This is a genomic window from Cytobacillus sp. FSL H8-0458 (genome assembly GCF_038002165.1).
GTDB lineage: Bacteria > Bacillota > Bacilli > Bacillales > Cytobacillaceae > Cytobacillus.
In genome coordinates this window covers 37,601-62,751 of the sequence record NZ_JBBOBR010000001.1, presented here as the reverse complement: position 1 = coordinate 62,751, position 25,151 = coordinate 37,601, and the positions used below count along the sequence as shown (strand labels likewise).

Here is a 25,151-nt window from a genome sequence, read left to right as displayed (position 1 = left end):
GAAAGTGACTGTCCGGAAACATCAGGCTACAGTTTCTTCACATGTAAATAAACAGGTCTGGCTTTAGCCAGACCTGTTTATTAATTATTCTCTTCATTAAATTTCGGATCAGAAATAATGATTTCCACACGCCTGTTTTTCTCCCAATTTTCCGGTCCGGAATTGGGAACAATGGGGCGGGTTTCCCCATAGCCGACAGCCATAAATCTGTGGCTGTCAAGTTTATGTCCTTCTGTTAAATATCTGATTACTGTACTGGCCCTGGCAGCAGATAACTCCCAATTGGATGGATATCTGTATGTAGTTATGGGCCGGTCATCAGTATGTCCTTCCACCTTCACCAGGTTGGGCATGTTTGCTAACAGGGTTCCTACTTTATCCAGGAAAGGGTATGAGCTGTCTATCAGACTCGCATCCGCGGATTCGAATAAAACCTGTTCCTGCAGGACGAGAACGACACCACGCTCTGTCCTGTTTGCCACTATAACCTTTTCTAATCCATTCTCATCCAGAAACGACTGAATTTCCATCTGGAGCTCATCAAGAGAATCTGATTGGCCGCTGACTTCTTTTTCCGTATTTTCTTCCACTTCTTCCTGATTCTCCGCTGGAATAATGGACGGCTGGAAATCAAGCACCTGCCTGTCCCGGAAGGAGTCAGATATCGCCTGAAATTTCATTAAATCAATCTGTGACATTGAAAATAGCAGGATAAAGAAAACCAATATTAATGTAACGAGATCTGAGAAAGTCACCATCCAGATTGGGGCACCTTTAGGAGGCTCAGGAGATCTTCGCCTACGCCTCATGATCCAGCGCCTCCCCCGTGTTTACTGCCCCCTCAAGCTCTCTCCGTTCCTCAGAGGATAAAAAGGCGCTCAGCTTCTCCTCCAAGATTTTTGGATTTTGACCAGATTGAACACCGATAACCCCCTCAATAATGATCTCCTTTATAAATACTTCCTTCTCTGTCTTTAAAGTCAGCTTTGCTGCCATCGGCAGAAAAATAAGATTGGCCAGCAGTGAACCATATAATGTAGTCAATAAGGCAATGGCCATATTTGGCCCAAGAGTGGAGGGATCATTTAAATTTTTCAGCATCAGAACCAGACCAATCAGGGTTCCTATCATTCCCCAGGCCGGAGCATACTCACCCGCTCTTTCAAGAATGCTTCTGCCTTTTCTGTGCCTCTCTTCCATCGCCATTATTTCGGCATTCATAATGTCAGTAATGACATCTGGCTCTATACCATCCACAGCCAGATAAATGCCTTTACGAATAAAAGAATCTTCGACTTTCCCGACTTCAGCCTCAAGCGACAACAGCCCTTCACGCCGGGCACGCTCAGAGAGTTTGACAAAAATTCCAATCAGCTCGCCAACACTTTGTTCTTCACTGGAAAAAACCTGTTTAAAAACGGTGGGCATATGCCTGATATCTTTTAACGGAAAACTAACAAGCAGCCCGGCTATTAATCCGCCTAAAACAATAAGGATTGAAGAAGGGTCAACAAATGATAAAAACCCATCTGCACCACCATTCCACATAATCCCAAAAATGAGCATTGCCAGGCCCACCATTAACCCTGCAGGTGTTAACATATCGAACTTTCTCATACTCTCTCTCCCTGATCCGCTGCATTATCTAAAAGTTTTAGTATAAAGTGAAACTTCAATCGTGGGGGGCTTTTCTCCCCGCTGATTGTTAGTTGAGGCCCACAGGAAGTGGGTCACAAAGACGTTGCCACAGGACAAGGAAGGCAACGGCAGCGATACATCGCACGACCGAAAGCGGCAGCTTTTGGGAGGATGTGGCGTTTTTATAGTCTTTGTTCCTCTTTTCGGGCCTTTACGGGCAGTTTGACCCCCACTTATCTCCTTTGATTCCACTGAGTCTTGAAGTGGGGATCTTACTGCCCGTTAGACTGCGATAAATTTTGACAGAAAGAAACGCCTTTTGTATTAAGGCGTTTTTCTTTCTTCCCTTGTCCAGCTGCAGCGCCTAGCCCCTCGAGTCACTTCGGTCCAGATGCTGAAGTCAAAGAACGACTTCAACTTCTGGCCCTCCAGCGCTTGTCGGGGCTGGTCGAGGCGCTTCCGCTTTTCTTTTATATCGGCATGTTTGTTATTTTGTTGAGTTTCGTTCTTCAATTCGATGAGGGAGTACAACAATTTGCTCATCGACTGATTCTTTATTCATAAGTTTCGTAAGCAATCTCATGGCAACTGCACCAATATCATACAATGGCTGTACGACTGATGTCAGCTGAGGACGGACCATTAAGGTCAATCTGGTGTTGTCTGAACTGATGACTTCAAAGTCTTTCGGAACATCATAGCCTTTATCCTCGGCCCCATGGACGATTCCCAATGCCATCTCATCAGATCCTGCAAAAATAGCAGTTGGGCGAGGGTCAGCCTCAAGCAGTTTTTCAAAGGCTTCTATACCTGAATCGTACGTATAATCTCCTTCAACCACCAATTCATCGCGGTAGGATACTTCAGCTTCTTCCAATGCACGCTTATAGCCTGCAAGCTTCTTTTCCTGATTAATCGGCTCACGGAGGGGTCCTACCACAAGAGCAACATCTTTATGGCCTTTCTCAATAAATGACTTTGTGACATCAAATGCTGCCTGTTCATAATTAATATTGACTGATGGAATTTTGCCTGTTTCTTCAATAGAGCCGGCCAGTACGATTGGAACCGGAGACTTTTCAAACTCTTCAACAAGCTCGGACGTAATGTTGCCGCCCATGAAGACTATTCCATCCACCTGTTTCCCCAGCATAGTATTAAGCAAGTGCAGCTCTTTTTCGATATTCTGATCGGAGTTGCTGAGAATGATATTGTATTTATACATTGTCGCAATATCTTCTATGCCCCTTGCCAGTTCTGCAAAAAAGGTGCTGGAAATATCGGGAATGATCACACCGACTGTAGTGGTTTTTTTGCTTGCCAATCCTCTCGCAACCGCGTTGGGGCGGTATCCAAGCCGGTCAATTACTTCCATTACTTTTTTTCTTGTTGCCGGTTTAACATTCGGGTTGCCATTTACAACACGAGAAACCGTTGCCATTGATACATTCGCTTCTCTTGCCACATCATATATTGTTACATTCATTACTGACACTCCTTCTTTAATTAGCGGTCACTTCTATTACTTTATATTTTACAGCAACACGACATAACCTACTCATTTTTTATCCTAATTTGTGAGTGGTTACACATGTACAATTATGTATCTAATCATACGACAGTCCAGGAATTGCCGCAATGTCAAGGCATATATTTCTGTAAAAAACTTAAAATTTCATTTTACAAGTGAAAAAGAGCCTTCTGCTATTAGCAGAAGGCTCTCCATATTTTGAATAGTTCCATTGATGCAGAATCAGCATGCGCGAACCGCTTTTATTCCGATGGTCACACTCTCAGCAATGCTGAAGATTGCAGTTCAGACATAAAATGGTCAAATTGATTTAAATCCATTTGCTGTGCTGAATCTGAAAGGGCAACAGCCGGGTCAGGATGAACCTCTGCCATTACGCCATCTGCGCCGATTGCCAGCGCTGCTTTTGCTGCCGGAAGAAGCAAATCTCTGCGGCCTGTTGAATGTGTAACGTCAACAAGTACAGGCAAATGTGTTTCCTGCTTAAGGATTGGCACAGCCGAAATATCAAGTGTATTGCGTGTTGCCCGTTCGTAGGTACGGATTCCCCGCTCACACAAGATGATCTGACCATTCCCCTGGGACATGATGTATTCCGCAGCATTAATGAATTCTTCAATTGTAGCTGCAATGCCGCGCTTTAAAAGAACTGGCTTATTTACAGCACCCGCTGCTTTTAATAGCTCGAAGTTTTGCATGTTTCTTGCACCGATTTGAATGACATCAATATAATTTACAGCTGTTTCAATATCATTAGGGCTTACAATTTCAGAAATTACTGCAAGATCGTATTCATCTGCCACTCTTTTTAAAATCTTCAGGCCTTCAAGTCCAAGACCCTGAAAATCATATGGCGATGTTCTTGGTTTATATGCTCCTCCGCGAAGAAGCTTAAGCCCTTTCGCTTTTACAGCTTCAGCAACAGTTGCTACCTGCTCATAAGATTCAACTGCACATGGGCCAAAAACAAGATGAGGATTGCCATCTCCTACTTTTTCACCTTTTAAGTCTACAATTGTGTTTTCAGGCTTCTTTTTGCGTGAGACAAGAAGCGCTTTTCTATGATCATCTTTTTGAAGTTCCAGGCCTGCTTTAAAAATTTCCTTGAACATATGCTCAATTGTTGAATTTTCAAATGGACCGTCATTATGCTCTTTTATCAAATCCAGCATTTTGCGTTCACGGACAGGATCATAACGATAAACCCCTTGTGTTTCCTTTACTCTTCCGATTTCTTGAACAAGTTCTGCTCTTTCATTGATCAAAGATAAAAGCTGAAGATTCAGTTCATCCACTCGATCACGAAGTTTATCTAGTTCATTATTGCTCATTTCCTGTCCCATCCTTTCGAATCTAAATTTAAGCCGTGTTGGTTTCAGGATTTATGCACAGGACGCGTGTAATGCGTACACCGTTAAACATTTCCATCTTTCTCTTTTACGGCCCCTGGATATGTGATACATTTTTTATAATTAGGGTTATTATATATGAATTATTCAGACATGTCACGAAAAATTTCTTTATTAATTAAACGCTTTTAAGTAGTAAAGCGGTTTAAAGGCATAGTTAAGCATGCTATGACAATTAAAAAGAAGGTGTATTGCTTTGGACGAACAAAAAAAGCTTTTTGCACTGGATATCGGCACTCGCACGGTTGTCGGAATTATTCTGGAAGAAGACGGCGGCCAATACCATGTGAAAGACATTGTTATTAGGGAGCATGCAGAGAGGGCCATGCTCGACGGCCAGATCCATGATGTTCCGGCTGTTTCAAGAATTATAGCAGAAATCAGGGATGATCTTGAAGTGAAACACGGCCCATTAAATAAAGTTTGTGTAGCAGCGGCAGGCAGGGCTTTAAAAACGGAAAGATCTAAAACATCGATCACCATTAAAGGAAAACCGATGATGAAAAAGCAGGATATACTTCACCTTGAATTAAGTGCAGTTCAGCAGGCGCAGGCAATCGCTGCAGAGAAGCAGGCAACTGAAAAAAGCTATTATTACTATTGTGTGGGATATTCGGTTTTATACTACCGCCTTGATGGTGAAGAAATCGGAAGCCTGATTGATCAGCAGGGGGATGAGGCATCTGTCGAAATCATTGCTACCTTCCTGCCCAAAGTTGTGGTGGAGTCACTCATCTCAGCTCTTCAAAGAGCTGGCCTGGAAATGGAAGCTTTAACATTGGAGCCAATCGCAGCTATTAATGTCCTTATCCCTCCTTCAATGAGAAGGCTGAATGTGGCACTTGTTGATATCGGTGCCGGAACATCCGATATTGCCATAACAGATTTGGGCACAGTTACTGCATTTGGAATGGTGCCTGTAGCAGGGGACGAGATCACCGAAGCCATCAGTGACCAGCTTCTGCTGGACTTCCCTCTAGCCGAAAAGGCAAAAAGAGACTTGCATGTATCCGATACGATTACTGTCACGGATATTCTCGGCTTCCAATCAGAAATCAGCAGGGAAGAGACAATTAAAAAAATCTCTCCAGCGCTTGAACGTTTGACAAATTCCATCTGCGAGGAAATATTGCGGCTGAACAACAGGCCTCCAAAAGCCGTCATGCTTGCAGGCGGCGGGAGCTTAACACCAGGACTTCCTGAAAGGATAACGAATAGATTGGCTCTTCCGGCAAACAGAGTTGCAATTAGGGGGATTGATGCTATCAGCGGCCTAAATTTACCGGATAATACAGACCGCGGCCCTGAGTTAGTCACCCCAATAGGAATCGCAATTGCCGCTAAAAAAGCGCCGGTCCAATATTGTACTGTTTACGTCAACGATCAGCCTGTGCGGCTATTTGAGGTGAAAAACCTGACAGTCGGGGATTGTCTGCTCTCAGCAGGCATTAAAATGAATAAGCTTTACGGAAAGCCCGGACTTGCCATGATTATCAATTTAAATGGGCAAAACATTACGATCCCGGGAAGCCATGGAGAAGCTCCTGTCATTACACGCAACAGCCTCCCAAGTGCTTTGGATGAAGAAATCAAATCCGGGGATATCATAACGGTTTCAAAAGGGCATGACGGATTGCCTGCTGAAGTTTGCATAAAGGATTTAATTGATGAAGTTCCGGAAAAATCTATTACTATTAACGGAAAGCAGTACACAATTCATCCTGCCATTACTTGTAATCAAACAGCTGCATCGCTCGAGCAGATTCTTGCTGATCGGGATACAGTAGAGTGCAAGGTTCCGGAAACAGCTGAAGAAATCTTAACAATTTTAAATCTAAATAATTTATTAAACGAGCTGAAGCCTTATCGAATCAGCATTAACGGAAAAGAGACTTTTCTCCCGCGCCATTCCGGAAAGATTTATAAAAACGGCCTTGAGGTGAATTGCCACAGCATAATAGATAATGGTGACAATCTTCGAATTGAAAATAGAAGCACTCTGACCGTAAAGGAATTAGCAGATATTAAGCAGCTGGAACTTCAGGAGAGCATCCCGGTCATTTTTAACGGCAAGAAAATAGAACTGTCCCGTGGCATACTTGAATTTCAGAGAGAAGGAGCTATCCTCACCGAAGATGACGTGATTTCTGCTGGAGATGCGATTACAATCCTGAAAAAACCAAGGTCTCCCTTTATTTTCCAGGATATTTTCAGCCATGTTAATGTTGATATGCCTGCTTCCTCTTCCGGAGGCTTCGTACTTTTGAAAAATGGGGAAAAAACATCTTTTCATGAATCAGTAGAGCCTGGTGATCACCTCAAAATTGTGTGGCCTGCCATAAATAATAAGCATTCAACTATTAAATATAGCTAGAAATTAAAAACCCATCCGATTGGATGGGTTTTATCTATTTTCCTTGACTGCATTCAAAAGAGAGTCATATGTAATCTTCCAATGTGATGCATGCCATACCACATCTCCATTCTTAAACAGAATTGCCTGAGGCGACTCATGTTTGATATGAGAAGCTTCTGCAATGTGATTGGACAAAGGGCGATCCTCCTGAACAACTAAGTAATAAGCATTTACATCTTTATGCTCTTTTACAAAGCTTTCATATTCTTCATATGCCGCTCCGCTCACCGGGCATGTGGAACTGTGTTTTAAAACCAGCAGCTGCCCGCCTGATTCTACTGCTTGATCAAATGCTTCATGACTATCAAATTTTTTCATTTTTTCTTGCCTCCCCAACTAAGCCAGGCAAAGCCTCGCTCTATAAAATTTAAACAACGGTGAAGTAATCGTACCACTCCACCGTTGTTTAAACAAATAATATTAATTATACTTTTGCTCGGTTTCGTCAAAAGCTTTTTTCGTTTCTTCCAGCTTCATTTGGATTTCCGCATCATTGACTGGCGCGTTTCCTTCAGTCTGGAATGTTTCGTTATTAATAGCCTCTCCCTCTTCTTCGGCTGTGCCGTTTGCAGAAGCTTGTCCATTTTGATAGTCTTTTAAATTTTTCACTTTATTTACAAGCTCATTGGATTGCTTGGTCACTGTTTGAGTTAGCACATTTGTTTTCTCTTTAGCAGCAGTAGCCAGTTCAGTGCCTTTTGTCATAGCTGTTTCGCGGTACTGTCCTGATTTTTCTTTTAAGATGGCCGCTTTTTCACTTAAATCATTCTGAAGCTCTTTTCCTGATTTTGGGGCCAGGAATAAAGCAGTAGCTGCGCCAACCATTCCTCCTATAAGTGCACCAATCATAAAATCTTTCGTATTGATATTTTCCTCTGTTTTTGCCTGGTTTGAATCAAATTGAGTACGGTCTTGGCTATTCATTCTCTTTTTTCCTCCTTTAATTCTAGTATCTTGCTCTTTCTCTCTGGCGTTCGGGCGGAAGCATTTGTTTCTCGCCTACATTGTACTGATAAGGGTCTTCTTTTCTCATTTTCCACTTATCCTTGATTTCAAGGAGAACATTGCTCCACTGAACCACCTGTGAGATTTTATCTTTATTCTGTTCAAGCTGTGTGTTAACAGAAGATGTGATTTTCTGAATGGATCCATTAAATTTGCGGACAGAGTCACCAACTTCTTTTACCGCAGTTACGACACTGTTCAGGTTTTCAGACTTCTGCTGAATATCTGTTGCAAGTGAATTTGTTTTGTGCAGCAGGACTGTTGTTTCCTTCGTGACACCATCTAATTGCCTTTCAAGACCTGCCAATGTGTGTGATACGTTATCTAATGTCCCTTGCAAGGATTTTAAGGTTTTTGCCAAATAAATGACCAAAACAAGGAATGCTATAGCAATGACTGCTACACTTAAGTATAAAATTATTTCCAATTCCTACACCTCCGGTTGTCTGTATACTAACTTTTTACCCAGATGCACTGCCTCTAAACCAGGAGTACATTAATAGATTCAACTTGTAAAGTCCAAATTCCTTCTCAGACGGGTATTTTCATTAGTTAAAGTAAATATTAGCATAATTGGAAAAGGTTAAACAAAACCATTCATTTCGGGTACAATAATAGTTGTCGGAAAAATAAATTTAATGGAGGTATCTATCCATGAAAGATCCCCGTATTGAAAAACTCGCAAAAAATTTGATTAACTATTCAGTCCGTCTTCAGAAAGGCGAAAAAATCCTTATTGAAAATTTTGGACTGCAGAAGGAATTGGTGACCGCGCTGGTTAAGGAAGCATATGCAGCTGGAGGATACCCGTTTGTTTCCTTAAAAGATCATCAGGTTGATCGTTCCCTGCTTTTAGGAGCACAAGAAGAGCAATTTAATATGATGGCTGAATTTGAAGCAAATGTTATGAGCAAAATGGATGCATACATAGGACTGCGCTCCGGAGACAACATCAATGAGCAGGCTGATGTGCCGGATGAAAAAATGAAAATTCATGGTTCAACAATTGGACAAAAGGTACATAGAGAAATCCGCGTGCCAAAAACGAAGTGGGTAGTCCTGCGCTATCCAAATGCTTCCATGGCCCAGCTTGCTAAAATGAGCACAGAGGCATTTGAAGATTTCTACTTTGATGTCTGCAATTTGGATTACGGCAAGATGGATAAAGCGATGGACAGCCTGGTGGAATTAATGAATAAAACCGATAAAGTCAGAATCACCGGCCCTGGTACAGATCTGTCCTTCTCGATTAAGGATATTCCGGCAATCAAATGCTCCGGCCAGATGAATATTCCTGATGGAGAGGTTTATACTGCCCCTGTACGTGAGTCTGTGAACGGTGTTATCACTTATAACACACCTTCCCCATACCATGGTTTTACATTCGAGAATGTTAAGCTGACATTTAAAGACGGTAAAATTGTTGAAGCAGAAGCCAATGACAGCGAACGCATCAATAAAATCTTTGATACGGATGAGGGTGCACGCTATGTTGGTGAATTCGCCATCGGAGTTAATCCATACATTCTTCATCCGATGCAGGATATTCTGTTCGATGAGAAAATTGACGGAAGCTTCCACTTTACACCGGGACAATGCTATGACGAAGCGTATAATGGCAATAAATCTAATATCCACTGGGATATGGTCAACATCCAGCGTCCTGACTATGGCGGAGGCGAAATCTACTTTGATGATGTATTAATCCGTAAAGACGGACGATTCGTCATTGCTGAACTGGAAGCGTTAAATCCAGAGAATTTAAAATAGGAGCTGCAAGTCTAAAGTAAAAAAGGATGCTTCCTGAGCGGAGCATCCTTTTTTATGAATTATATTTGGTTTTCGTATGCCTGCTGGAATTTTTGGATATCTCCAGCACCCATGAACATAATTACGCTTTCTTCATGATTTCTTAGGATAGCCGTTTCTTCTTCATTTAAAATTTGTGCATTAGGAATTTTATCCTTTAAATCATTAATAGTGAGTTTTCCATGGTTTTCCCGGGCAGAGCCAAAGATTTCACATAGATAAACTTTGTCAGCCAAATTGAGGCTTGATGCAAAATCCTCAAGAAATGCCTGAGTCCTCGTAAATGTATGAGGCTGGAAAACGGCGACAACTTCCTTTTCAGGATACTTTTGTCTGGCAGCTTCTACAGTTGCCTTAATTTCTGTCGGATGGTGGGCATAATCATCAATAATTACCTGAGAGCCCACTTTCTTCTCGGAAAATCTTCTTTTCACCCCTTCAAAGGAAAGAAGCTGTTCCTGAACAATCTTCGCATCGATCTCTTCATAGTGACATAAAGCGATGACAGCTAAAGAGTTCAAGACGTTATGATCTCCATAGGCAGCAATTGAGAACGTCTCATAGAAGGTATTGCGGACAAAAACGTCAAATGTTGTCCCTTCAGTTGTCTTTACAACATTGCGTGCCTGGAAATCATTTTCTTCTCCGAAACCGTAAAATACTACAGGCACTTTAGCCTGTATTTTTTGCAGCTGTTCGTCATCACCGCATGCAAAAATGCCCTTATTCACTTGCCAAGACATCTCCTGAAAAGCAGAGAAAACATCTTCAACATTGGCAAAGTAGTCAGGGTGGTCGAAATCGATGTTCGTCATTATCGCATAATCCGGGTAGTAAGAAAGGAAGTGTCTTCTGTATTCGCAAGCTTCAAAAACAAAATACTCAGCTTCTTCGTCCCCTTTGCCCGTACCGTCTCCAATAAGGAATGAAGTTGGTTTTGCACCTCTCATAACATGTGCAAGCAAGCCTGTAGTGGATGTTTTTCCATGTGCTCCTGTCACTGCAATGCTTGTAAAGTTCTTCATAAAATCACCTAAGAAGCGGTGATAGCGCACAACAGGCAAGCCAAGCTTCATTGCTTCCTCAATCTCTTCATGCGTGTCCGGATATGCATTCCCGGCGATTACCGTCATGCCCGGCTGTATATTTTCCTTTTGAAAGGGAAGGATTTTTATTCCGGATTTTTCAAGTGCCACCTGCGTAAAAAAGTGTTTCTCAAAATCGGAGCCTTGAACCTGATAGTTCATATCATGCAGAACTTGTGCCAATGCACTCATTCCGGACCCCTTAATACCTACGAAATGGTAAATAGTCATATAAAGAACCTCCAACCATCGTATAACTGTAAAACAGTATATGACATATATCTAGTTTTGCGCATATCCCCTTAGGAGACTTGCTTCCATGACTGTGCTGCTAAGCTATTCCGCTGTCATTTATATTATTACACTTTAATGTATTGAATCATTATATCATTAATCAATTTTAAAAACTATGTAACGTATTGCCAGCTATTTATTCCATTGCTCTGTTAATCAACCTTTTCAAGGCGGGGGTTGGGGCGGTAACGGCGTCCTGCCTTGGCTGCGTGCTTGCCGTCTATCATCACATTATCTCCCGTAAACCCAGTGGTGATCTTAAGAAGGCTGCTTCCCACACCATAAGTATCAACTGGAACACCCTTTTCTTCAAAATCTCGGATTCGGGATTCGGTGAAACCTCCGCTCACCACAATCTTCACATGGCCGAAGCCTTCATCATCAAGCGCTTTTCTTAAGGCAAATATTAGTTCAGCATTGACTCCGCGCGGGTCAAACGTTCCCAGGACATGCTGGTTTCTTAAGAAATATTGATCAATCATTGTCCTTGATGTGTCAACCCGAACACCTTTAAGTTCATCGCCAAAAGCCCTTGCGACTTTCAGTGAGTCAGTGATTGCATCATTGTTATAATCTACCAGAGCAACTAAATCGTCTTCAGGAAACGTCTCCTGATAAGCTTCGGCAGCCGCGACGATATCTCCCTCAAACATTTGAATCAGCGCATGCGGCATTGTCCCCATGCCCTTTTTGCCCCACCATTCGTTCATCGCATGTGTAGCCTGGGCTGTTGCACCCCCAATATAGGCTGCATATCCATCACCCGCCTGGGTGGTATAATGATCATCCCGATCCCCCATGAATATGACCTGTTTTTGAACACCGGAGATTCCTGCTGCTTTTACCACATTATAGACATTTGTGGCAACAGAAGTTCTTCTGGCCAATATGCCGTCAATGATCCCTTCGAGATAGCCGAAATCCTGATATCTTCCTGTTATGGTCAATACTGTTTCAAAAGGTGAAATCTTGTCACCATCTTTTAATGAATGGATTTCCAGATCATCCGGACGGTCCGCAAATGTTTTTAATAGCGCAATGACTTCATCCGTCCCGCATAGAACGGCATGACTCTTTTGAAAAAACTGCATGGTTACTATTTTATCCACGTGATATTTCTTAACAATTTCTCTGGTCTTTAGGAAGTAAACCGCTGAAAACCAGCCATCTCTTACACGTTCATCAAATTTAAAAGTCTGGTTTGTCAAACGCTTTATTTCTCCCTTAACCTTCATTTCAATTTCCTTCATCCCAAGCTCCTTACAAACATGAAAGAAAGCAGGTTTGCCTGCAGACTTGGCGTTGCAAGGAGCAGGCCTTTAAGCCGGCAGGACGCCAGCTTATGAATGCTTTCTTCGTTATCGTAGTAGTTATTCATATTATTTTAAACATGCAAGTAAAGAATACCATGGATTAATTTAATGTACTAGTGTCTTGTATGGATTCAAGATCAGCAACAGTAATAAGGACATCCCTTGGTTTGCTTCCTCTATTTTCTGAAATAAACCCTTGTTTTTCCATCATATCAATCAGCCTGGCTGCCCTATTATAGCCTATTTTAAATCTTCTTTGCAGACTTGAAGTGGAAGCAGATCCCTGATCAACAACAAACTCGCAAGCTTCAAAAAACAGTTCATCCTCTTCTTCAATGGCCTGGGCTTTTTTCAGAAGTTCTTCCTGCTCAAATAAGTAATCAGGTTCTTGCTCCCTGCGTACATGGGCTACGACATCATCAATTTCTTTGTCTGAAACAAATGTCCCCTGGAGCCTAACCGGCTTTGAGGATCCATTTTCAAGGAAAAGCATATCTCCCCGGCCCAGGAGCTTTTCCGCTCCGCTTATATCGATGATTGTTCTTGAATCAATTTGGGATGACACGGAGAATGCAATCCTTGTTGGTACATTCGCTTTGATTAAGCCGGTAATAACATCTACGGAAGGCCGCTGGGTTGCGATAATCAGATGCATTCCGCATGCACGGGCTTTCTGTGCTATCCGGCAAATGGCTTCTTCCACATCGGCCGGCGCCATCATCATCAGGTCTGCCAGCTCATCAATCACAATGACCATAAATGGAAGCTTCTCTGAATATTGCTGATGCTCTTCAGCCAGCTCATTAAAACGGTTGATATCCCGCACACCGGCATGGGCAAATAATTCATATCTGCGCTCCATCTCCTCTACAGCCCACTTCAAGGCAGCTGTTGCTGCTTTTACATCGGTAATAACCGGGCTGACTAAATGAGGAATTCGATTATATGGTGCAAGTTCGACCATTTTCGGGTCAATCAGAAGAAGCTTCAATTCATCCGGACTCGCCTTATACAAAAGGCTTACCAGGATGGTGTTGATACAGACGCTCTTCCCTGATCCCGTTGCACCGGCAATTAAACCGTGCGGCATTTTCCTTAAATCCGTCACAATCGGCTTTCCTGAGATATCCAGTCCAAGCACCGCCGTCAATGGGGAACTGCCATTCTGGAACTCCGGTGTATTTATGATTTCACTGATAAATACCGGACGGCTGCTCTGGTTTGGAACCTCAATTCCGATTGTATGCTTTCCTGGTATTGGAGCCTCGATCCTAATATCCCTTGCTGCCAGACTAAGCTTTATATCATCCGAGAGATTCGTGATTTTATTCACCTTGACCCCCGGTTCAGGCTGCACTTCAAATCTTGTGACAGAAGGTCCTTGCGTAACATTGACTACTCTGGCCCTGACATTGAAATTCTGAAGCGTAGAGTTTAACATCTGTTCCTGTTCGTAAAGCCAATCAGATGCTTCATCCATGATTACCGGCGGTGTCAGTAATGTCCGGGAAGGAAATTGGTAATACGAAATGTCATCTTCCGCCGGATATATCTGCTGTTCCTTCATTCTGTCCGATTCCGGTGAAGGCGAATAATCTTCAATCCTTTCTGCTGAAGCAGCGGACTGCTGGATGCTTTCAGATGGGAACATCGCGATATTATTTTTTTTTTCATCTGCCGGCTTTGATACTTTCCCCTGCTGGTTCATTTTTTTTCTGTCATTGTTCAGCATAATGACATTGAATGGGATTGACCCTCTGGAAGCAGGCTTTTCTTCTTGAATTTTTTTTTCCTGCACTGGATTTGACCCATCTTCATTCTCTGATTCTATGTTTATTTCCTGAACTAATTGACTTTCTTCTGGGACCTCTTCAGCCTCTGGCTCAGGGATCGCATAAGAATTCAAATCATCCTGTCCGGAAAGTTCTGCTTTGTCTTCTGTGCATTCTCCTGCTTCTTCTTCTGTTTCTTCTTCATGAAGAGCCTCTTCAATCATATTTGCGAGTGATCTGCTGACTTCAGATTTTTTTTCATGATCAATGCTCTCTGCATGGTTTGAAAACTCATTGCCGGCTGATTTGGAAGAACCAGGATGGCTGTCAGGTCCCAGCTCATCCTGCCATGCTGCATTTTTTTCCACTTCATAAGTTTCTTTTTCTTGGTTTTCCTCCGGAACTTCAAACATTAATTCAGATGCTTCACCTATTTTATATTTTTTTGCTGCCGGTTCCTCTGTTTCCAGTGCAGCAGACTGTCCCTGGAAAGCTTCCAGCTTATCGGAAAGGACGGTTTCTCTATCTTTTAATGGATCAGCCGCAGTCATCTTCGGCCGATTAGGAGGAGTCTGCTGAATTTTGCGCATAACCTCATCGTATGTAAGTTCCCTGCGGTTATTTTCCTGCTCCTTCTCTGATTGATCCTTCGGAGTGTTTGAACCTGGTCTCTTAAATCCATATATCGGTGATGGAATTTCTGTTGGCTGGAAAGGCCTTTTCTTATTGGCTGCTTCTCTTTCGTTGCGGGTCAGTACTTTTTCTTCACTTGCAGGTGGCGGCGCAGTCTTTCTTTGCCGCTCCCTTTCTGCGGAACGGGGCACCCTTTTTTCAGGGAATGGGGAATCTGCTGGTTTTCTCTGCCGCTCCGTTTCTCTTACCCTTGGCTGCCGTTTTTCAGGTGTTTCTTTAACGGTCTGCCCTCGGGTATGATCCTGTTTTTGCTGCCTTTTATTTTCCCGTGCTGCTTCATGGTCAGGTATGACCGGAAAACGGAATTGGCCCTTAGGGTATTGATAAACTACTTTAGCATCTACATCTCTTGAACTTTCTTTTGTATTTTGAGAAGCACGCTGTTTCTCTTGGTATCGCTCATCCGCATGATCTTCAAATTCCTCATATTCTTCATCATTATCTTTAAACATATGGAACAGCTTCTTAATCCAGCTCATTTATATCAACTCTTTCTATCAAAAACTTTGTTAGCCTATCTATATTATTTTAGCAGTTATTCACAGATTTTGAATAAGAAATCCGAGAATGAGTCCTTTTAAAGGCAGAATGGGTAAATTTACAAACAAACCAAAGGCTGCAGACATACTTTCGACTCAGAGCAGTTAAAACATTCATTTGTACAGACATCTGACTTTTTTCATAGTACTGTTTTACTTTTTAATAGAAATAATTGATTGTTATATAATTCGAAAACAAATAATCACTCCTGGGGGTTTATTTCCCTTTTTTCAGAATGGGTCAGAACGGTTAACAAAAAAAGGACCACATTGCTGTGACCCTAAAAAGCTATTTCTTTTTATTCTTACCCAAAATAAATATTGGTTCAAACTCTTCATTTTCGTATAGAAATGAAAGGGAAGTGATGGGCACTCTGCCGCTCGCAAAGAAACTCATAGTCATCTGGGCGAGAACATCATAGCCTGTTTCATTTTTAATATCTGCAATAATTAGTACATCCTGATGCGGCACTGCCACTGCCATGGTTCCTTCTGCTTTTCTGCTCATTTCTTTGATGAACGAATCATTCAGTATCCTGCTTGCATCATATCCATCATTCTTATTTAAGAAATAGAAAGTATTTCCTGCTACAGTATCCGATTTCATATCTGTCGAGAGAGATCTTACATTAAATAGAGCAGTTTCTTTAATTCTTTCCGGATCCCAGCCCTCTTTTTCCATTAGCTGTGCATCAATAAGGCAATACGTTTTACCGAGGTCGAGGGCATAATAAATCCGGGTTTCAGCCGTGTGTTCATCAGTCAGAAAAGGAACGCCTTCCTGAGATTCACCCGGAAAAGAGGCTGATCGGATGACCGGAAAAATGTTTCTTTCATGCCCGGATAAATGGGCATCCTCCGCCATTGCTTCTAATCCTTCCTCGACATAATATACGACCTCGTCAATTGCTTTCTCCTTTTGCTCCTGCCATTTTGCAATTATGCCCGGAAGAGTGATGGTAATTCCTTTTCCAGTGTCTCTATTTTCAATTCTGAGCTGGTCTTTTTCCCTGTCAAAAGAAAAAGTCCGATTTTCTTTTGCTAAACGCTGCTCCAATTCATTTTTCATTTTTTTGCTATCCATTTTCATATATAAGCCCCTCCTTATGGGGATTCATTTCAGAATTCATTTTACACTAATAAACCCTCCTGCTCAAAGGAGATGCAGGAGGGTCTAAAAGCGGAAGCCTGCCCACCCCCGATGCCTCTGGGGGTAGGCTGCTTGCGCTAGACAGTTATCAAAGCAGAGATATGAACACTAAATGAACACAGGCCTAGTTTTCCAGAGTCTGAATAAAGTTCTCGATTTCTTCCTGTGTTTTGCGGTCTTTACTGACAAAGCGGCCTAGCTCCTGGCCGTCCCTGTATCCAATGAAGCTCGGAATGCCAAAGACATCAAGCTCAATGCAAAGATCAATGAATTGATCGCGGTCTACATAAATAAAATTATAATCACTATATTTTGCTTCAATTTCAGGCAATACCGGTTCAATCACCCGGCAATCAGGACACCAGTCTGCTGAAAACATGAAAATGTGTTTCCCGCTGCTGCGCATCTCGTCAAATTGCTCCATTGATTCCAATTTTTTCATTTTCTTACGCCCCCTGTGCTGATATGCATGTCTCCATATTGGATCCAGCCTTTTTTCCTCATATATTCAGATAATATCAGGCTGATGAGAGCGGGTCCAATAATATGCAAGACGATGACCTTCATCCAAACGTCCGGGCCAAAGCCCATCGTGGTAAAAGTCATAATCTGGCCAACAAGCCCGCTTGTACCCATCCCTGCCCCTGCAGCATTGTTTTCCATTAGCCAGATGGTCGTGCCAAACGGCGCGAGTATAGCCCCTGCGATTGTAGGCGGAATAAGGATGCGCGGGTTTCTAATAATATTAGGCACCTGCAACATGGATGTTCCAATTCCTATCGCAATTAAACCGCCCATTTTATTTTCCCTGTAGCTGCTCACAGCGAAGCCGACCATTTGTGCTGCACAGCCAATCGTGGCAGCTCCTGCTGCAACTCCGTGCAGATCAAGCATAAGCGCAATGGCAGCTGAAGAGATGGGAGCCGTCAAGGCAAGTCCCATTAATACCGCCACAATGATCCCCATGAGGATCGGCCTTTGCTCGGTTCCCCACATGATCAGGCTGCCAAAGCTTTTCATTCCAAAATCAATTCCGGGACCAATAAATGTTGATACGACATAACCCGATGCAATGGTTACAAGCGGTGTTACAATGATATCCACTTTTGTTTCCTTACTGACCAATTTTCCAAGTTCTGTGGAAATAAGGGCTGCAGCAAAGCTCCCTGCCGGACCCCCAAGAGCCGCACCTGCAGCCCCGCTTGCAATGGCTGAAAAGACAACCAGCGGCGGAGCATTCAATCCGTATGCAACTGCCACTCCAATAGCAGGGCCCATCAGCCCCATAGCAAGAATACCCATATCCTGCAAATATTTGATATCAGTCTGTTCGCCAATTGTCTTGATAATCAGCCCGATGATCAGCGAAGCAAACAATCCCAGCGCCATGCTGCTCAGGGCATCTATAAAATAAACTTTAGCTGAAAGGGTAACCCCTTTTCTATCCAGAAAAGCTCTCATTGTTTTCCCCCTATGTAAAAGTTCTGCATTTATCGCAGTCTAACGGGCAGTAAGACCCCCACTTCAAGACTCAGAGGAATCAAAGAGGGATAAGTGGGGGCAAACTGCCCGTAAAGGCCCGATTGGTTCAACTAACAATCAGTGGGGAGAGAAGCATTCCCCACTGATTGAAGTTTCACTTTATAAGATAACATATGTAAAGACACTTGTAATATAAAATCTTCTGTATTCTTATTGTTCTTTTAATAGGAGCTTTCTATTATACCAATAGAAAATTCAGCTGCTTATAAAGGCAAAACAAAAAACGAAGGGCAGCGCCCCTCGCTTTAGTTATTCATTTGAACAGAATTAGCTATTTCCATCATCGCAGCGGCGTCAGAGGATAAGTTTCTGGTTTTAGCCTGCGTTGATAATTTTACGCCGCCAATCCCGACGACCATTTCATGTTCGTCTCTTTTTCCGCTGTTGATTAATAGGAAGCCATTATGTCCATCTTTTGTAAACGTCTCTTTAACTTCAAATTCATCTTTCTGCTTTAAGGTAGCATCATAAACGATCTTGCTGTCCGAGCCTTCATGCTGATTGTAAAAAAGGATATATCGTTTCGAGCCATTTTTTAAAATGATGTTATTTGGGCTTTCCTCTTCTACTTCGTAGCCGAAAGGCAAATAATATTCTATATCTTCAAACTTATGATTTGTCTTTTCAGGTGATTGGTTAAATGCTTCCTCTGCAGCATTCTTTGCGGCGGTTTGCTCTTCTTCCAACGATGCTGAACAGGCACTTAGCAGTATAAATGAAATAAATAAGAGCAAGGCTGCGGTGAATCTTTTACTCATTCTATTGTCCCCTCCTTGCAAGGATTCTCATATCCTTCCCTATCATACATTTCTTCTCAATAGTCTGACAACCCTTCATATCAGGATTGGCAGCCTTTTCACTGCGTTACTTCCTAGAAGAAATGTTAAAATATAAGAATATTGCATAAAGGAGGAAAAAAGAATGGAAATAACCGTCTATTTAGCAGGTGAAATACATTCCAATTGGCGCAATGAAATAAAGGAGAAAGCGAAATTACTTCAGCTGCCGGTTCATTTTACAGGTCCTATGGAAAATCATGAACGTTCTGACTTGATTGGAGAGGAAATTCTCGGGAAGCAGCCGGATGCAATACTTCGGGATGAAGCTGCTTCAAGCATTAATAACTTAAGAACACAGCTTCTAATGCAGAAATCAGACCTGGTGATTGCATTATTTGGTGAGAAGTACAAGCAATGGAACACCGCCATGGATGCAAGCGCAGCCGCCGCTCTTGGAAAGCCGCTGATCCTTATCCGTCCAAAGGAACTTCACCATCCCCTAAAAGAGCTTTCAAGCAAAGCAAATGTTACTGTTGAAACTGTCAGCCAGGCATTAAAAGTTTTGTCGTACATCTTCGAAACCGAATAGAAAAAGGGGTTAGCGCTATGCTATCCCCTTTTTCTATATTCATATTGCCCGATAAGAAGCTTCATGACATGTGAGAACATGTCAGCACGGTCAATCTGCCCACTTGTAAAAATTCCAACTGCCCCTTCATTTTTGCGGACGTTTTCTTTTTTGGCGTAATCATCCATTACAGGTCCCAGTTCTTCGCCAGCTAATAGCCTTTCTGCCACAGCTTCTGGAAGAGGAATTCTGGCTCCGCCTGCAATAATCGGAGGCTGTCCTTTTTCCGCCAGAGCCCCCCAATTACAGAGAAAAAGCCCATATTCTGTTTTTTGCACACCGCCCTCTAATCCAATACCGATTTGTTCTCCTGATATTTCAAGTGCTCCATAAGCTCTGTTGATGGCCCCTTTAATGGTTTCTTCATCCGAAAATGGCTGATCGTCCACTCCTGACGGCACATCTTTGGACATTATGTCTGCTTCATAATCACTAAAGGCAGCTTGTACTGCCGAAATCTTTGCAGGATTTTTTGAACCAATGATGATTTTCATAAATGCTCCTTTCTTTTGACAGGAAAAAGAGACAGCACCTGCTGTCTCATCTGATTAACTGTTTTGACGGATGGTCTCTACTGTTGAACGGTCACAAGATTTTACAAGTTTAACAAGCAATTCTTTTGCCGCTGCATAATCGTCGACATGAACGATGGATGCATGAGTATGAATATAACGGGAGCAAATGCCGATTACTGCACTTGGAACACCTTCATTGGATACATGAACTTTTCCGGCATCTGTTCCTCCCTGTGAGACGAAATACTGATATGGGATTTTGTTCGTTTCGGCTGTATCCAGTACAAATTCCCTCATGCCTCGGTGCGTTACCATGGAACGGTCCAGTATCCGCAGCAGAGCTCCTTTGCCTAAGTGTCCGAACTCGTTTTTATCCCCTGTCATATCATTGGCAGGGCTTGCATCCAACGCAAAGAAAATATCAGGTTTAATCATATTCGCTGCTGTCTGGGCACCTCTTAAGCCAACTTCTTCCTGAACAGTTGCTCCTGAATAAAGAATATTGGGAAGAGTTTCATTCTGGACTTCCTCTAAGAGCTCCACGGCCAGGCCGCATCCATAACGGTTATCCCATGCTTTTGCAAGAATTTTCTTATCATTGGCCATTGGTGTGAATGGACAAATCGGCAGAATTTGCTGTCCTGGCTTAATGCCTATTCTTTTGGCATCTTCACGGTCATCCGCCCCAATGTCAATCAGCATATTCTTAATTTCCATTGGCTTTGAGCGCTTGGCTTCGTCTAAAAGATGCGGAGGAATGGAACCGATAACTCCTGTCACAGGTCCATGATCTGTAATAATTTGTACTCTTTGTGCCAGTAAAACCTGGCTCCACCAGCCTCCAAGTGTCTGAAAACGGATCATGCCATTATCTGTAATGCTGGTGACCATGAATCCCACTTCATCTATATGTCCTGCTACCATTACAGTCGGGCCGCTTTCATCGCCTCTTTTAACTCCGAAGATGCCTCCCAGCTTATCCTGGACAACTTCATCTGTATATTGGCTGATTTGTTCGCGCATGAATTTCCGGACTAAATGCTCGTTTCCAGGTGCCCCCGGCAACTCTGTCAATGTTTTAAAAAGCTGCAAAGTATTTTCGTTCATCTATTCTTCTCCTTTTTATAATCAATAAATTGTCAATGCTGATATGTATAAAGTGAAACTTCAATCAGTAGGGAGTGCTCTTCTCCCTGCTGATTGTTAGTTGAACCAATCGGGCCTTTACGGGCAGTTTGACCCTCACTTATCCTCCTTTATTCATCTGAGTTTTGAAGCGGGAGATCTTACTGCCCGTTAGACTGCGATAATCTCATTTTACAGAACTTTCATACGTCTTTCCACCATTTCAGACAGGAAATTTCGACTGACGAAATGCAATATTTATTTTAGTTCCAGCCTATTTTTGGTAAGATAGATTTGGAAAACAGAAAATTTTAATAATGAATTGCTTATATCATCAGCCTGGGGAGGTGCAATTATGAATTGGAAATCTTTTATGTTAGGTGTAGGAGTTGGTTTGGCAAGCGGATACGCAGCAAGGGAATTGCTTTCGCAGAAAACTGCTGTTTCTCCGGAAAGAGCTTTAGCTAATGCAAAGGATGCATTTAAACAGGAAGGTCCGATAAGCGGATCATGGATTCAGATGAAAGCTGAACCTTATGAAAAGGGCCATTTAAAATATCAGGTTTATAAGGGCGGCATTTCAAGATTTTCCGGTGAAGAAGCCGAGCAGTATGAGTTCATTGCCGATGCAGAGACTGGAACCATTTTGGACGTATTCCCACTTCATTGACCATCAGCAGCTGAATTGTATTAAAAAATCCCCGGATGGGGATTTTTTAGTTTTTATTCTTTTCTACTTTCTCAAGCACATTTCCTGCTTCATCCCACTTGACTGCCCTGTAAAAAGCATCGTGGTAAAAAGTGAACCATGCATTTTTCTTCATGCCGTATTCCATCCATTTTTCCTTGGCGCTGATGGAATCCATCGGGTAGTCATCGTAAGCGAGGACCCATAAAACATTTGCATGAGCATGCGTTGGCATGATATCAGCCATATGAATGACCGTATCGTCTTCATCTTCTATAACAAGGATGGAATGTCCATCACTATGGCCGCCTGTATGAACCATTTTAATAGGGCCGAGCGTCCACTCCCCATCAAAAACTTCCACCTGATCCTGAATGGACTCCCAGTTTTCTTTCCAATATGTATTTCTTGAGCGGATGTTAGGATTTCTCATTTCTTCCCATTCCACCCGTGATGTGATGATTCTGGCGTTAGGATATACAGAAGAGAACTTTCCTTCTTCCGGTGTTGTCAGTCCGCAGGCATGATCAAAATGAAGATGCGTCATAAGGATATAATCGATATTCCGGGGGGACAAACCGTGCTTGGCTAAATCCTGCTCAACAAAAGACTCTTCAAGCGCTCCGAAATTCCTCTTCTGCTTTTCATTCAGTTTCCCGTTCCCCAGACCCGATTCGACTAAGATATTCTTACCATCAAATTGAATAAGAATAGGATCTGTTCTCAGTTCGATCTGATTATTTTCATTGCATGGATATCTTTTTGACCACAAAGGCTTCGGAACTACTCCAAACATGGCTCCGCCGTCAAGATATGTGACACCGCCGCGAAGCCAGGACAGCTTTATGTTCTTTAACTTCAATGTTTCCATAATTATCTCCTCCATTTAATATTTCTGAGCAAGCGCTCGCTTTCCATTTACCTCATCATAACATTTAAGCGCTTACTTGTAGAAATATTTAAACTATTCATGTGCAATACAAATAATAAAAAGCCTATCCATATGGATAGACTGAATTATCTGTATTGCACTTCACACCGGAATATACGGCTGCCCCTTGATGAAAACTTTTCTTCATATTCGGTCATGATGTTTCCTTCATAATCACTATTGTGAAGGTCGAGGCTGACAAATGTCAGCAGCATGCCATAATCGGAAAAACTCATAAGAGAAGATTCAAACAATCCCTGGTTATCTGTCTTAAAGTGGATTTCCCCTTTATCCACAAGAATATCTTCATAAATCTCCAGGAAGCTTCTAAAAGTCAGCCTGCGTTTTGCATGACGCTTCTTCGGCCAAGGATCTGAAAAATTGAGGTAGACACGATTGACTTCTCCCTTTTCAAAGTAATCCCGAAGATCATTTGCGTTCACATTCAAAAGCTTTATATTTGGAAGCTTCTCCTCAATGATACGATCCAAGGCGGTGACAATTACGCTTTCAGCCAGCTCGATTCCAATATAGTTGATATCCGGGTTTGCTTTTGCCATACCAGTTAGGAAGCGGCCTTTGCCTGTCCCAATTTCTATATGAAGGGGCTGATCTTTATCGAATGCTTCATTCCACTTGCCTTTATGTTTTTCTGGTTCTGAAATTACATATTGAGGATATTCGGCTAATTTATCTTTTGCCCAAGGTTTATTTCGCTGTCGCATATTGACACTCCTAAAAATTAATATCGTTCAAACAATATCATGCCCATCCCGGTGATGCAACTTTATTTTTTATGGAGATCTGTTAAATAGTTCATCCCTTGCTTGCAATTAATCCAATGGCATTCAAACACTTAAATGACATCCGCACATGAATAAATAAAAAAGGAATCCACAACCTAAAAGTGAATTCCTTTTGCTTTTATTTTCAGATTCAATAGAAAGGGTGTTATTCATGCCGCTTGGACCCCAGGATCAATTAAATTTATTAAAAGATATTTTAAGCAATCATCAGACAGATTGCTGTGGCTCTATTTCAGAATGTGAACAATTGGAACGCCTGGTAAAATCATTAATGATAAACGGAAACATTAATCAAAACGTAAAAACAGTATTAGAAGAAATTTATGAATACAGTCAGCACGGAATCAATTCTTCCCGATTGGATACCCACATTGAATCCCATCAGAATGATTTATCACAATGGGTACAGGATATTGATCAATTTTCGTAAATCTCAAAGAAGCTCATCCAGGTAAGAAAGCCACTTATCCATTTCCTGGAATCTGAATTTATTTTTATGCCATTGGATAGATGTCAAAGTCTGTGCGATCACATACCATTTCATGCGGAGCAGCAAATCATCTGATAATTGAATGCCATACCGCTCAAGCCAATTGGACCATTCCTCTTTAGGAATATACCAGTAAAGCAGCATGCCCAGATCAATTGCGGGATCTGCTATCATGGCTCCATCCCAATCAATCAAGTACAGCTGGTTGTTTTCCGCAAGCAGCCAGTTGTTATGATTCACATCGCAGTGGCACACCGTATTTTCTTCACAGCGGATATGCGAAACTTCTTTTTTCAGGAAATCGACTGACTGAATAACAGCAGTCTGCTCCTTCAGATCACAATCCAGCTCTTCCTCTATCAAATGCAGAAGAGTTTCAGGCTGCAGCGGCGATTTCCCCATTCTTGTCAGCATACCAAGCAGCGGCTTTGAAGAGTGGATCTTTCTCAAAAGCTTTGCGACGCTTTCCCGGTTCATGTCAGAAGCTTTCAGCTCTCGTCCATTAAGCCATTGCTGGGCAGTTATAACGTCCCCATTTTCCATTCTTTTTGTCCAGATAAGTTTCGGGACGATTCCTTCCGCAGATAGAACCGCCAGGAAAGGAGAAGAGTTTCTTTTTAGAAAAAGCCTCTGCTCATCGTTCTTTGCATAAAAAGCTTCCCCTGTCGCCCCTCCGGCGGGAACAATCTCCCAGTCATGTCCAAATAAATGTTCCAAAATTGTTCACCTGCAATTTAATAAGCCATTGGTTGTAAAATAGCTTGAGTTGAAAAATAAGCCCTGTTTTTTTAAAGCAAGACTTATTTTGCCATGGCCGATAAAATGGCCGTTGCTTTGTAACGATAAATTTTATTAATCGATTATAATGCATTTTCACAAATATAAGTTGTTTATCAGGTTAATTAAGTAAAGTGCTTATACCGCACAAGGTAATCAGGCAAATATAAAACCATCCGTGTATTGGGAACTTAAAATAAAAAAAGAGCTATTGAT

General features: G+C 42.2%; 24 protein-coding genes. 5 read left to right on the top strand and 19 right to left on the bottom strand.

Annotated features, from left to right (window positions below; genetic code table 11):
* Nucleotides 1–80 precede the first annotated feature (80 nt).
* The 4 genes from motS to NYE23_RS00270 all read right to left on the bottom strand — a co-directional run bounded on the left by motS (nucleotide 81) and on the right by NYE23_RS00270 (nucleotide 4,500).
* Complete coding sequence (gene motS, locus NYE23_RS00285; protein WP_341074718.1) at nucleotides 81–809, bottom strand: flagellar motor protein MotS; 729 nt, start codon at nucleotides 807–809, stop codon at nucleotides 81–83.
* Entirely contained in the window at nucleotides 799–1,617 is an 819-nt protein-coding gene (motP, locus tag NYE23_RS00280; RefSeq protein WP_341074717.1) for a flagellar motor protein MotP, read from the bottom strand. The genes motS and motP overlap by 11 nt, the downstream gene beginning before the upstream one ends.
* Before the next feature lie 508 nt (nucleotides 1,618–2,125).
* The gene (gene ccpA / locus NYE23_RS00275; RefSeq protein ID WP_341074714.1) at nucleotides 2,126–3,124 is read right to left on the bottom strand and encodes a catabolite control protein A; all 999 of its coding nucleotides are present in this window, start codon (nucleotides 3,122–3,124) and stop codon (nucleotides 2,126–2,128) included.
* Between the two features lie 299 nt (nucleotides 3,125–3,423).
* Entirely contained in the window at nucleotides 3,424–4,500 is a 1,077-nt protein-coding gene (locus tag NYE23_RS00270; RefSeq protein ID WP_341074712.1) for a bifunctional 3-deoxy-7-phosphoheptulonate synthase/chorismate mutase, read from the bottom strand.
* A gap of 274 nt (nucleotides 4,501–4,774) precedes the next feature.
* Between NYE23_RS00270 and pilM the strand changes: the two genes are divergently transcribed.
* On the top strand, nucleotides 4,775–6,952 hold the full coding sequence (gene pilM / locus NYE23_RS00265) for a pilus assembly protein PilM (protein WP_341074709.1): 2,178 nt from the start codon (nucleotides 4,775–4,777) through the stop codon (nucleotides 6,950–6,952).
* Nucleotides 6,953–6,982: 30 nt separating this feature from the next.
* Here the strand turns inward: pilM and ytxJ are convergent, their stop codons facing one another.
* From ytxJ to NYE23_RS00250, 3 genes are all read right to left on the bottom strand, one after another.
* The gene (gene ytxJ / locus NYE23_RS00260; protein WP_341074706.1) at nucleotides 6,983–7,312 is read right to left on the bottom strand and encodes a bacillithiol system redox-active protein YtxJ; all 330 of its coding nucleotides are present in this window, start codon (nucleotides 7,310–7,312) and stop codon (nucleotides 6,983–6,985) included.
* 102 nt (nucleotides 7,313–7,414) lie between these two features.
* A complete protein-coding gene (locus NYE23_RS00255; protein ID WP_341074704.1) occupies nucleotides 7,415–7,918 on the bottom strand; it encodes a YtxH domain-containing protein in 504 nt (167 codons plus the stop codon).
* Between the two features lie 22 nt (nucleotides 7,919–7,940).
* Nucleotides 7,941–8,426, bottom strand: a complete 486-nt coding sequence (locus NYE23_RS00250) for a DUF948 domain-containing protein (RefSeq protein WP_035330351.1) — start codon at nucleotides 8,424–8,426, stop codon at nucleotides 7,941–7,943.
* Between the two features lie 227 nt (nucleotides 8,427–8,653).
* On the opposite strand from NYE23_RS00250, the gene NYE23_RS00245 reads away from it, so the two are divergent.
* On the top strand, nucleotides 8,654–9,769 hold the full coding sequence (locus tag NYE23_RS00245; protein WP_341074702.1) for an aminopeptidase: 1,116 nt from the start codon (nucleotides 8,654–8,656) through the stop codon (nucleotides 9,767–9,769).
* A gap of 59 nt (nucleotides 9,770–9,828) precedes the next feature.
* Here the strand turns inward: NYE23_RS00245 and murC are convergent, their stop codons facing one another.
* The 7 genes from murC to NYE23_RS00210 all read right to left on the bottom strand — a co-directional run bounded on the left by murC (nucleotide 9,829) and on the right by NYE23_RS00210 (nucleotide 18,954).
* On the bottom strand, nucleotides 9,829–11,124 hold the full coding sequence (gene murC / locus NYE23_RS00240) for a UDP-N-acetylmuramate--L-alanine ligase (RefSeq protein ID WP_048010834.1): 1,296 nt from the start codon (nucleotides 11,122–11,124) through the stop codon (nucleotides 9,829–9,831).
* Nucleotides 11,125–11,339: 215 nt separating this feature from the next.
* A complete protein-coding gene (locus NYE23_RS00235) occupies nucleotides 11,340–12,437 on the bottom strand; it encodes a nicotinate phosphoribosyltransferase (RefSeq protein WP_341074699.1) in 1,098 nt (365 codons plus the stop codon).
* A 163-nt stretch (nucleotides 12,438–12,600) separates the two neighbouring features.
* Nucleotides 12,601–15,444, bottom strand: coding sequence for a DNA translocase FtsK (locus NYE23_RS00230; RefSeq protein ID WP_341074696.1), 2,844 nt, complete (start codon nucleotides 15,442–15,444; stop codon nucleotides 12,601–12,603).
* 349 nt (nucleotides 15,445–15,793) lie between these two features.
* On the bottom strand, nucleotides 15,794–16,594 hold the full coding sequence (locus tag NYE23_RS00225; RefSeq protein WP_341074693.1) for a DUF1444 domain-containing protein: 801 nt from the start codon (nucleotides 16,592–16,594) through the stop codon (nucleotides 15,794–15,796).
* A 184-nt stretch (nucleotides 16,595–16,778) separates the two neighbouring features.
* Nucleotides 16,779–17,096, bottom strand: a complete 318-nt coding sequence (locus tag NYE23_RS00220; RefSeq protein ID WP_341074690.1) for a thioredoxin family protein — start codon at nucleotides 17,094–17,096, stop codon at nucleotides 16,779–16,781.
* Complete coding sequence (locus tag NYE23_RS00215; protein ID WP_341074688.1) at nucleotides 17,093–18,115, bottom strand: PTS transporter subunit IIC; 1,023 nt, start codon at nucleotides 18,113–18,115, stop codon at nucleotides 17,093–17,095. Before NYE23_RS00215 ends, NYE23_RS00220 begins: the two co-directional genes overlap by 4 nt.
* Nucleotides 18,116–18,441: 326 nt before the next feature.
* Complete coding sequence (locus NYE23_RS00210; RefSeq protein WP_341074686.1) at nucleotides 18,442–18,954, bottom strand: hypothetical protein; 513 nt, start codon at nucleotides 18,952–18,954, stop codon at nucleotides 18,442–18,444.
* 163 nt (nucleotides 18,955–19,117) lie between these two features.
* Here NYE23_RS00210 and NYE23_RS00205 point away from each other — a divergent pair, with 163 nt between their 5' ends.
* Nucleotides 19,118–19,564 (top strand): YtoQ family protein, encoded by a 447-nt coding sequence (locus NYE23_RS00205; protein ID WP_341074685.1) that lies wholly within the window; start codon nucleotides 19,118–19,120, stop codon nucleotides 19,562–19,564.
* 20 nt (nucleotides 19,565–19,584) lie between these two features.
* On the opposite strand, the gene NYE23_RS00200 is transcribed toward NYE23_RS00205, so the two are convergent.
* The gene (locus tag NYE23_RS00200; protein ID WP_341074684.1) at nucleotides 19,585–20,097 is read right to left on the bottom strand and encodes a DUF84 family protein; all 513 of its coding nucleotides are present in this window, start codon (nucleotides 20,095–20,097) and stop codon (nucleotides 19,585–19,587) included.
* 54 nt (nucleotides 20,098–20,151) lie between these two features.
* Complete coding sequence (locus tag NYE23_RS00195) at nucleotides 20,152–21,225, bottom strand: M42 family metallopeptidase (protein ID WP_341074682.1); 1,074 nt, start codon at nucleotides 21,223–21,225, stop codon at nucleotides 20,152–20,154.
* A gap of 373 nt (nucleotides 21,226–21,598) precedes the next feature.
* Here NYE23_RS00195 and NYE23_RS00190 point away from each other — a divergent pair, with 373 nt between their 5' ends.
* The gene (locus tag NYE23_RS00190; RefSeq protein WP_341074680.1) at nucleotides 21,599–21,913 is read left to right on the top strand and encodes a PepSY domain-containing protein; all 315 of its coding nucleotides are present in this window, start codon (nucleotides 21,599–21,601) and stop codon (nucleotides 21,911–21,913) included.
* Between the two features lie 46 nt (nucleotides 21,914–21,959).
* On the opposite strand, the gene NYE23_RS00185 is transcribed toward NYE23_RS00190, so the two are convergent.
* Nucleotides 21,960–22,802 (bottom strand): YtnP family quorum-quenching lactonase, encoded by an 843-nt coding sequence (locus NYE23_RS00185; protein WP_341074679.1) that lies wholly within the window; start codon nucleotides 22,800–22,802, stop codon nucleotides 21,960–21,962.
* Nucleotides 22,803–22,948: 146 nt separating this feature from the next.
* Nucleotides 22,949–23,587, bottom strand: a complete 639-nt coding sequence (gene trmB / locus NYE23_RS00180) for a tRNA (guanosine(46)-N7)-methyltransferase TrmB (protein ID WP_341074677.1) — start codon at nucleotides 23,585–23,587, stop codon at nucleotides 22,949–22,951.
* A gap of 232 nt (nucleotides 23,588–23,819) precedes the next feature.
* Here trmB and NYE23_RS00175 point away from each other — a divergent pair, with 232 nt between their 5' ends.
* Nucleotides 23,820–24,098 (top strand): YtzH-like family protein, encoded by a 279-nt coding sequence (locus NYE23_RS00175; RefSeq protein WP_341074675.1) that lies wholly within the window; start codon nucleotides 23,820–23,822, stop codon nucleotides 24,096–24,098.
* Nucleotides 24,099–24,101: 3 nt separating this feature from the next.
* Here the strand turns inward: NYE23_RS00175 and NYE23_RS00170 are convergent, their stop codons facing one another.
* Complete coding sequence (locus NYE23_RS00170) at nucleotides 24,102–24,875, bottom strand: phosphotransferase family protein (protein ID WP_341074672.1); 774 nt, start codon at nucleotides 24,873–24,875, stop codon at nucleotides 24,102–24,104.
* Nucleotides 24,876–25,151 lie beyond the last annotated feature (276 nt).

Coding starts and splice junctions, on each gene's coding strand:
- NYE23_RS00175 (WP_341074675.1), top strand. CDS start 23,820: ATGCCGCTTGGACCCCAGGATCAATTAAATTTATTAAAAGATATTTTA.
- NYE23_RS00205 (WP_341074685.1), top strand. CDS start 19,118: ATGGAAATAACCGTCTATTTAGCAGGTGAAATACATTCCAATTGGCGC.
- NYE23_RS00195 (WP_341074682.1), bottom strand. CDS start 21,225: ATGAACGAAAATACTTTGCAGCTTTTTAAAACATTGACAGAGTTGCCG.
- trmB (WP_341074677.1), bottom strand. CDS start 23,587: ATGCGACAGCGAAATAAACCTTGGGCAAAAGATAAATTAGCCGAATAT.
- NYE23_RS00255 (WP_341074704.1), bottom strand. CDS start 7,918: ATGAATAGCCAAGACCGTACTCAATTTGATTCAAACCAGGCAAAAACA.
- NYE23_RS00210 (WP_341074686.1), bottom strand. CDS start 18,954: ATGAGTAAAAGATTCACCGCAGCCTTGCTCTTATTTATTTCATTTATA.
- NYE23_RS00220 (WP_341074690.1), bottom strand. CDS start 17,096: ATGAAAAAATTGGAATCAATGGAGCAATTTGACGAGATGCGCAGCAGC.
- motS (WP_341074718.1), bottom strand. CDS start 809: ATGAGGCGTAGGCGAAGATCTCCTGAGCCTCCTAAAGGTGCCCCAATC.
- NYE23_RS00245 (WP_341074702.1), top strand. CDS start 8,654: ATGAAAGATCCCCGTATTGAAAAACTCGCAAAAAATTTGATTAACTAT.
- NYE23_RS00230 (WP_341074696.1), bottom strand. CDS start 15,444: ATGAGCTGGATTAAGAAGCTGTTCCATATGTTTAAAGATAATGATGAA.
- murC (WP_048010834.1), bottom strand. CDS start 11,124: ATGACTATTTACCATTTCGTAGGTATTAAGGGGTCCGGAATGAGTGCA.
- NYE23_RS00190 (WP_341074680.1), top strand. CDS start 21,599: ATGAATTGGAAATCTTTTATGTTAGGTGTAGGAGTTGGTTTGGCAAGC.
- NYE23_RS00200 (WP_341074684.1), bottom strand. CDS start 20,097: ATGAAAATCATCATTGGTTCAAAAAATCCTGCAAAGATTTCGGCAGTA.
- NYE23_RS00270 (WP_341074712.1), bottom strand. CDS start 4,500: ATGAGCAATAATGAACTAGATAAACTTCGTGATCGAGTGGATGAACTG.
- motP (WP_341074717.1), bottom strand. CDS start 1,617: ATGAGAAAGTTCGATATGTTAACACCTGCAGGGTTAATGGTGGGCCTG.
- NYE23_RS00235 (WP_341074699.1), bottom strand. CDS start 12,437: ATGAAGGAAATTGAAATGAAGGTTAAGGGAGAAATAAAGCGTTTGACA.
- NYE23_RS00225 (WP_341074693.1), bottom strand. CDS start 16,594: ATGAAAATGGATAGCAAAAAAATGAAAAATGAATTGGAGCAGCGTTTA.
- ccpA (WP_341074714.1), bottom strand. CDS start 3,124: ATGAATGTAACAATATATGATGTGGCAAGAGAAGCGAATGTATCAATG.
- NYE23_RS00215 (WP_341074688.1), bottom strand. CDS start 18,115: ATGAGAGCTTTTCTGGATAGAAAAGGGGTTACCCTTTCAGCTAAAGTT.
- ytxJ (WP_341074706.1), bottom strand. CDS start 7,312: ATGAAAAAATTTGATAGTCATGAAGCATTTGATCAAGCAGTAGAATCA.
- NYE23_RS00185 (WP_341074679.1), bottom strand. CDS start 22,802: ATGGAAACATTGAAGTTAAAGAACATAAAGCTGTCCTGGCTTCGCGGC.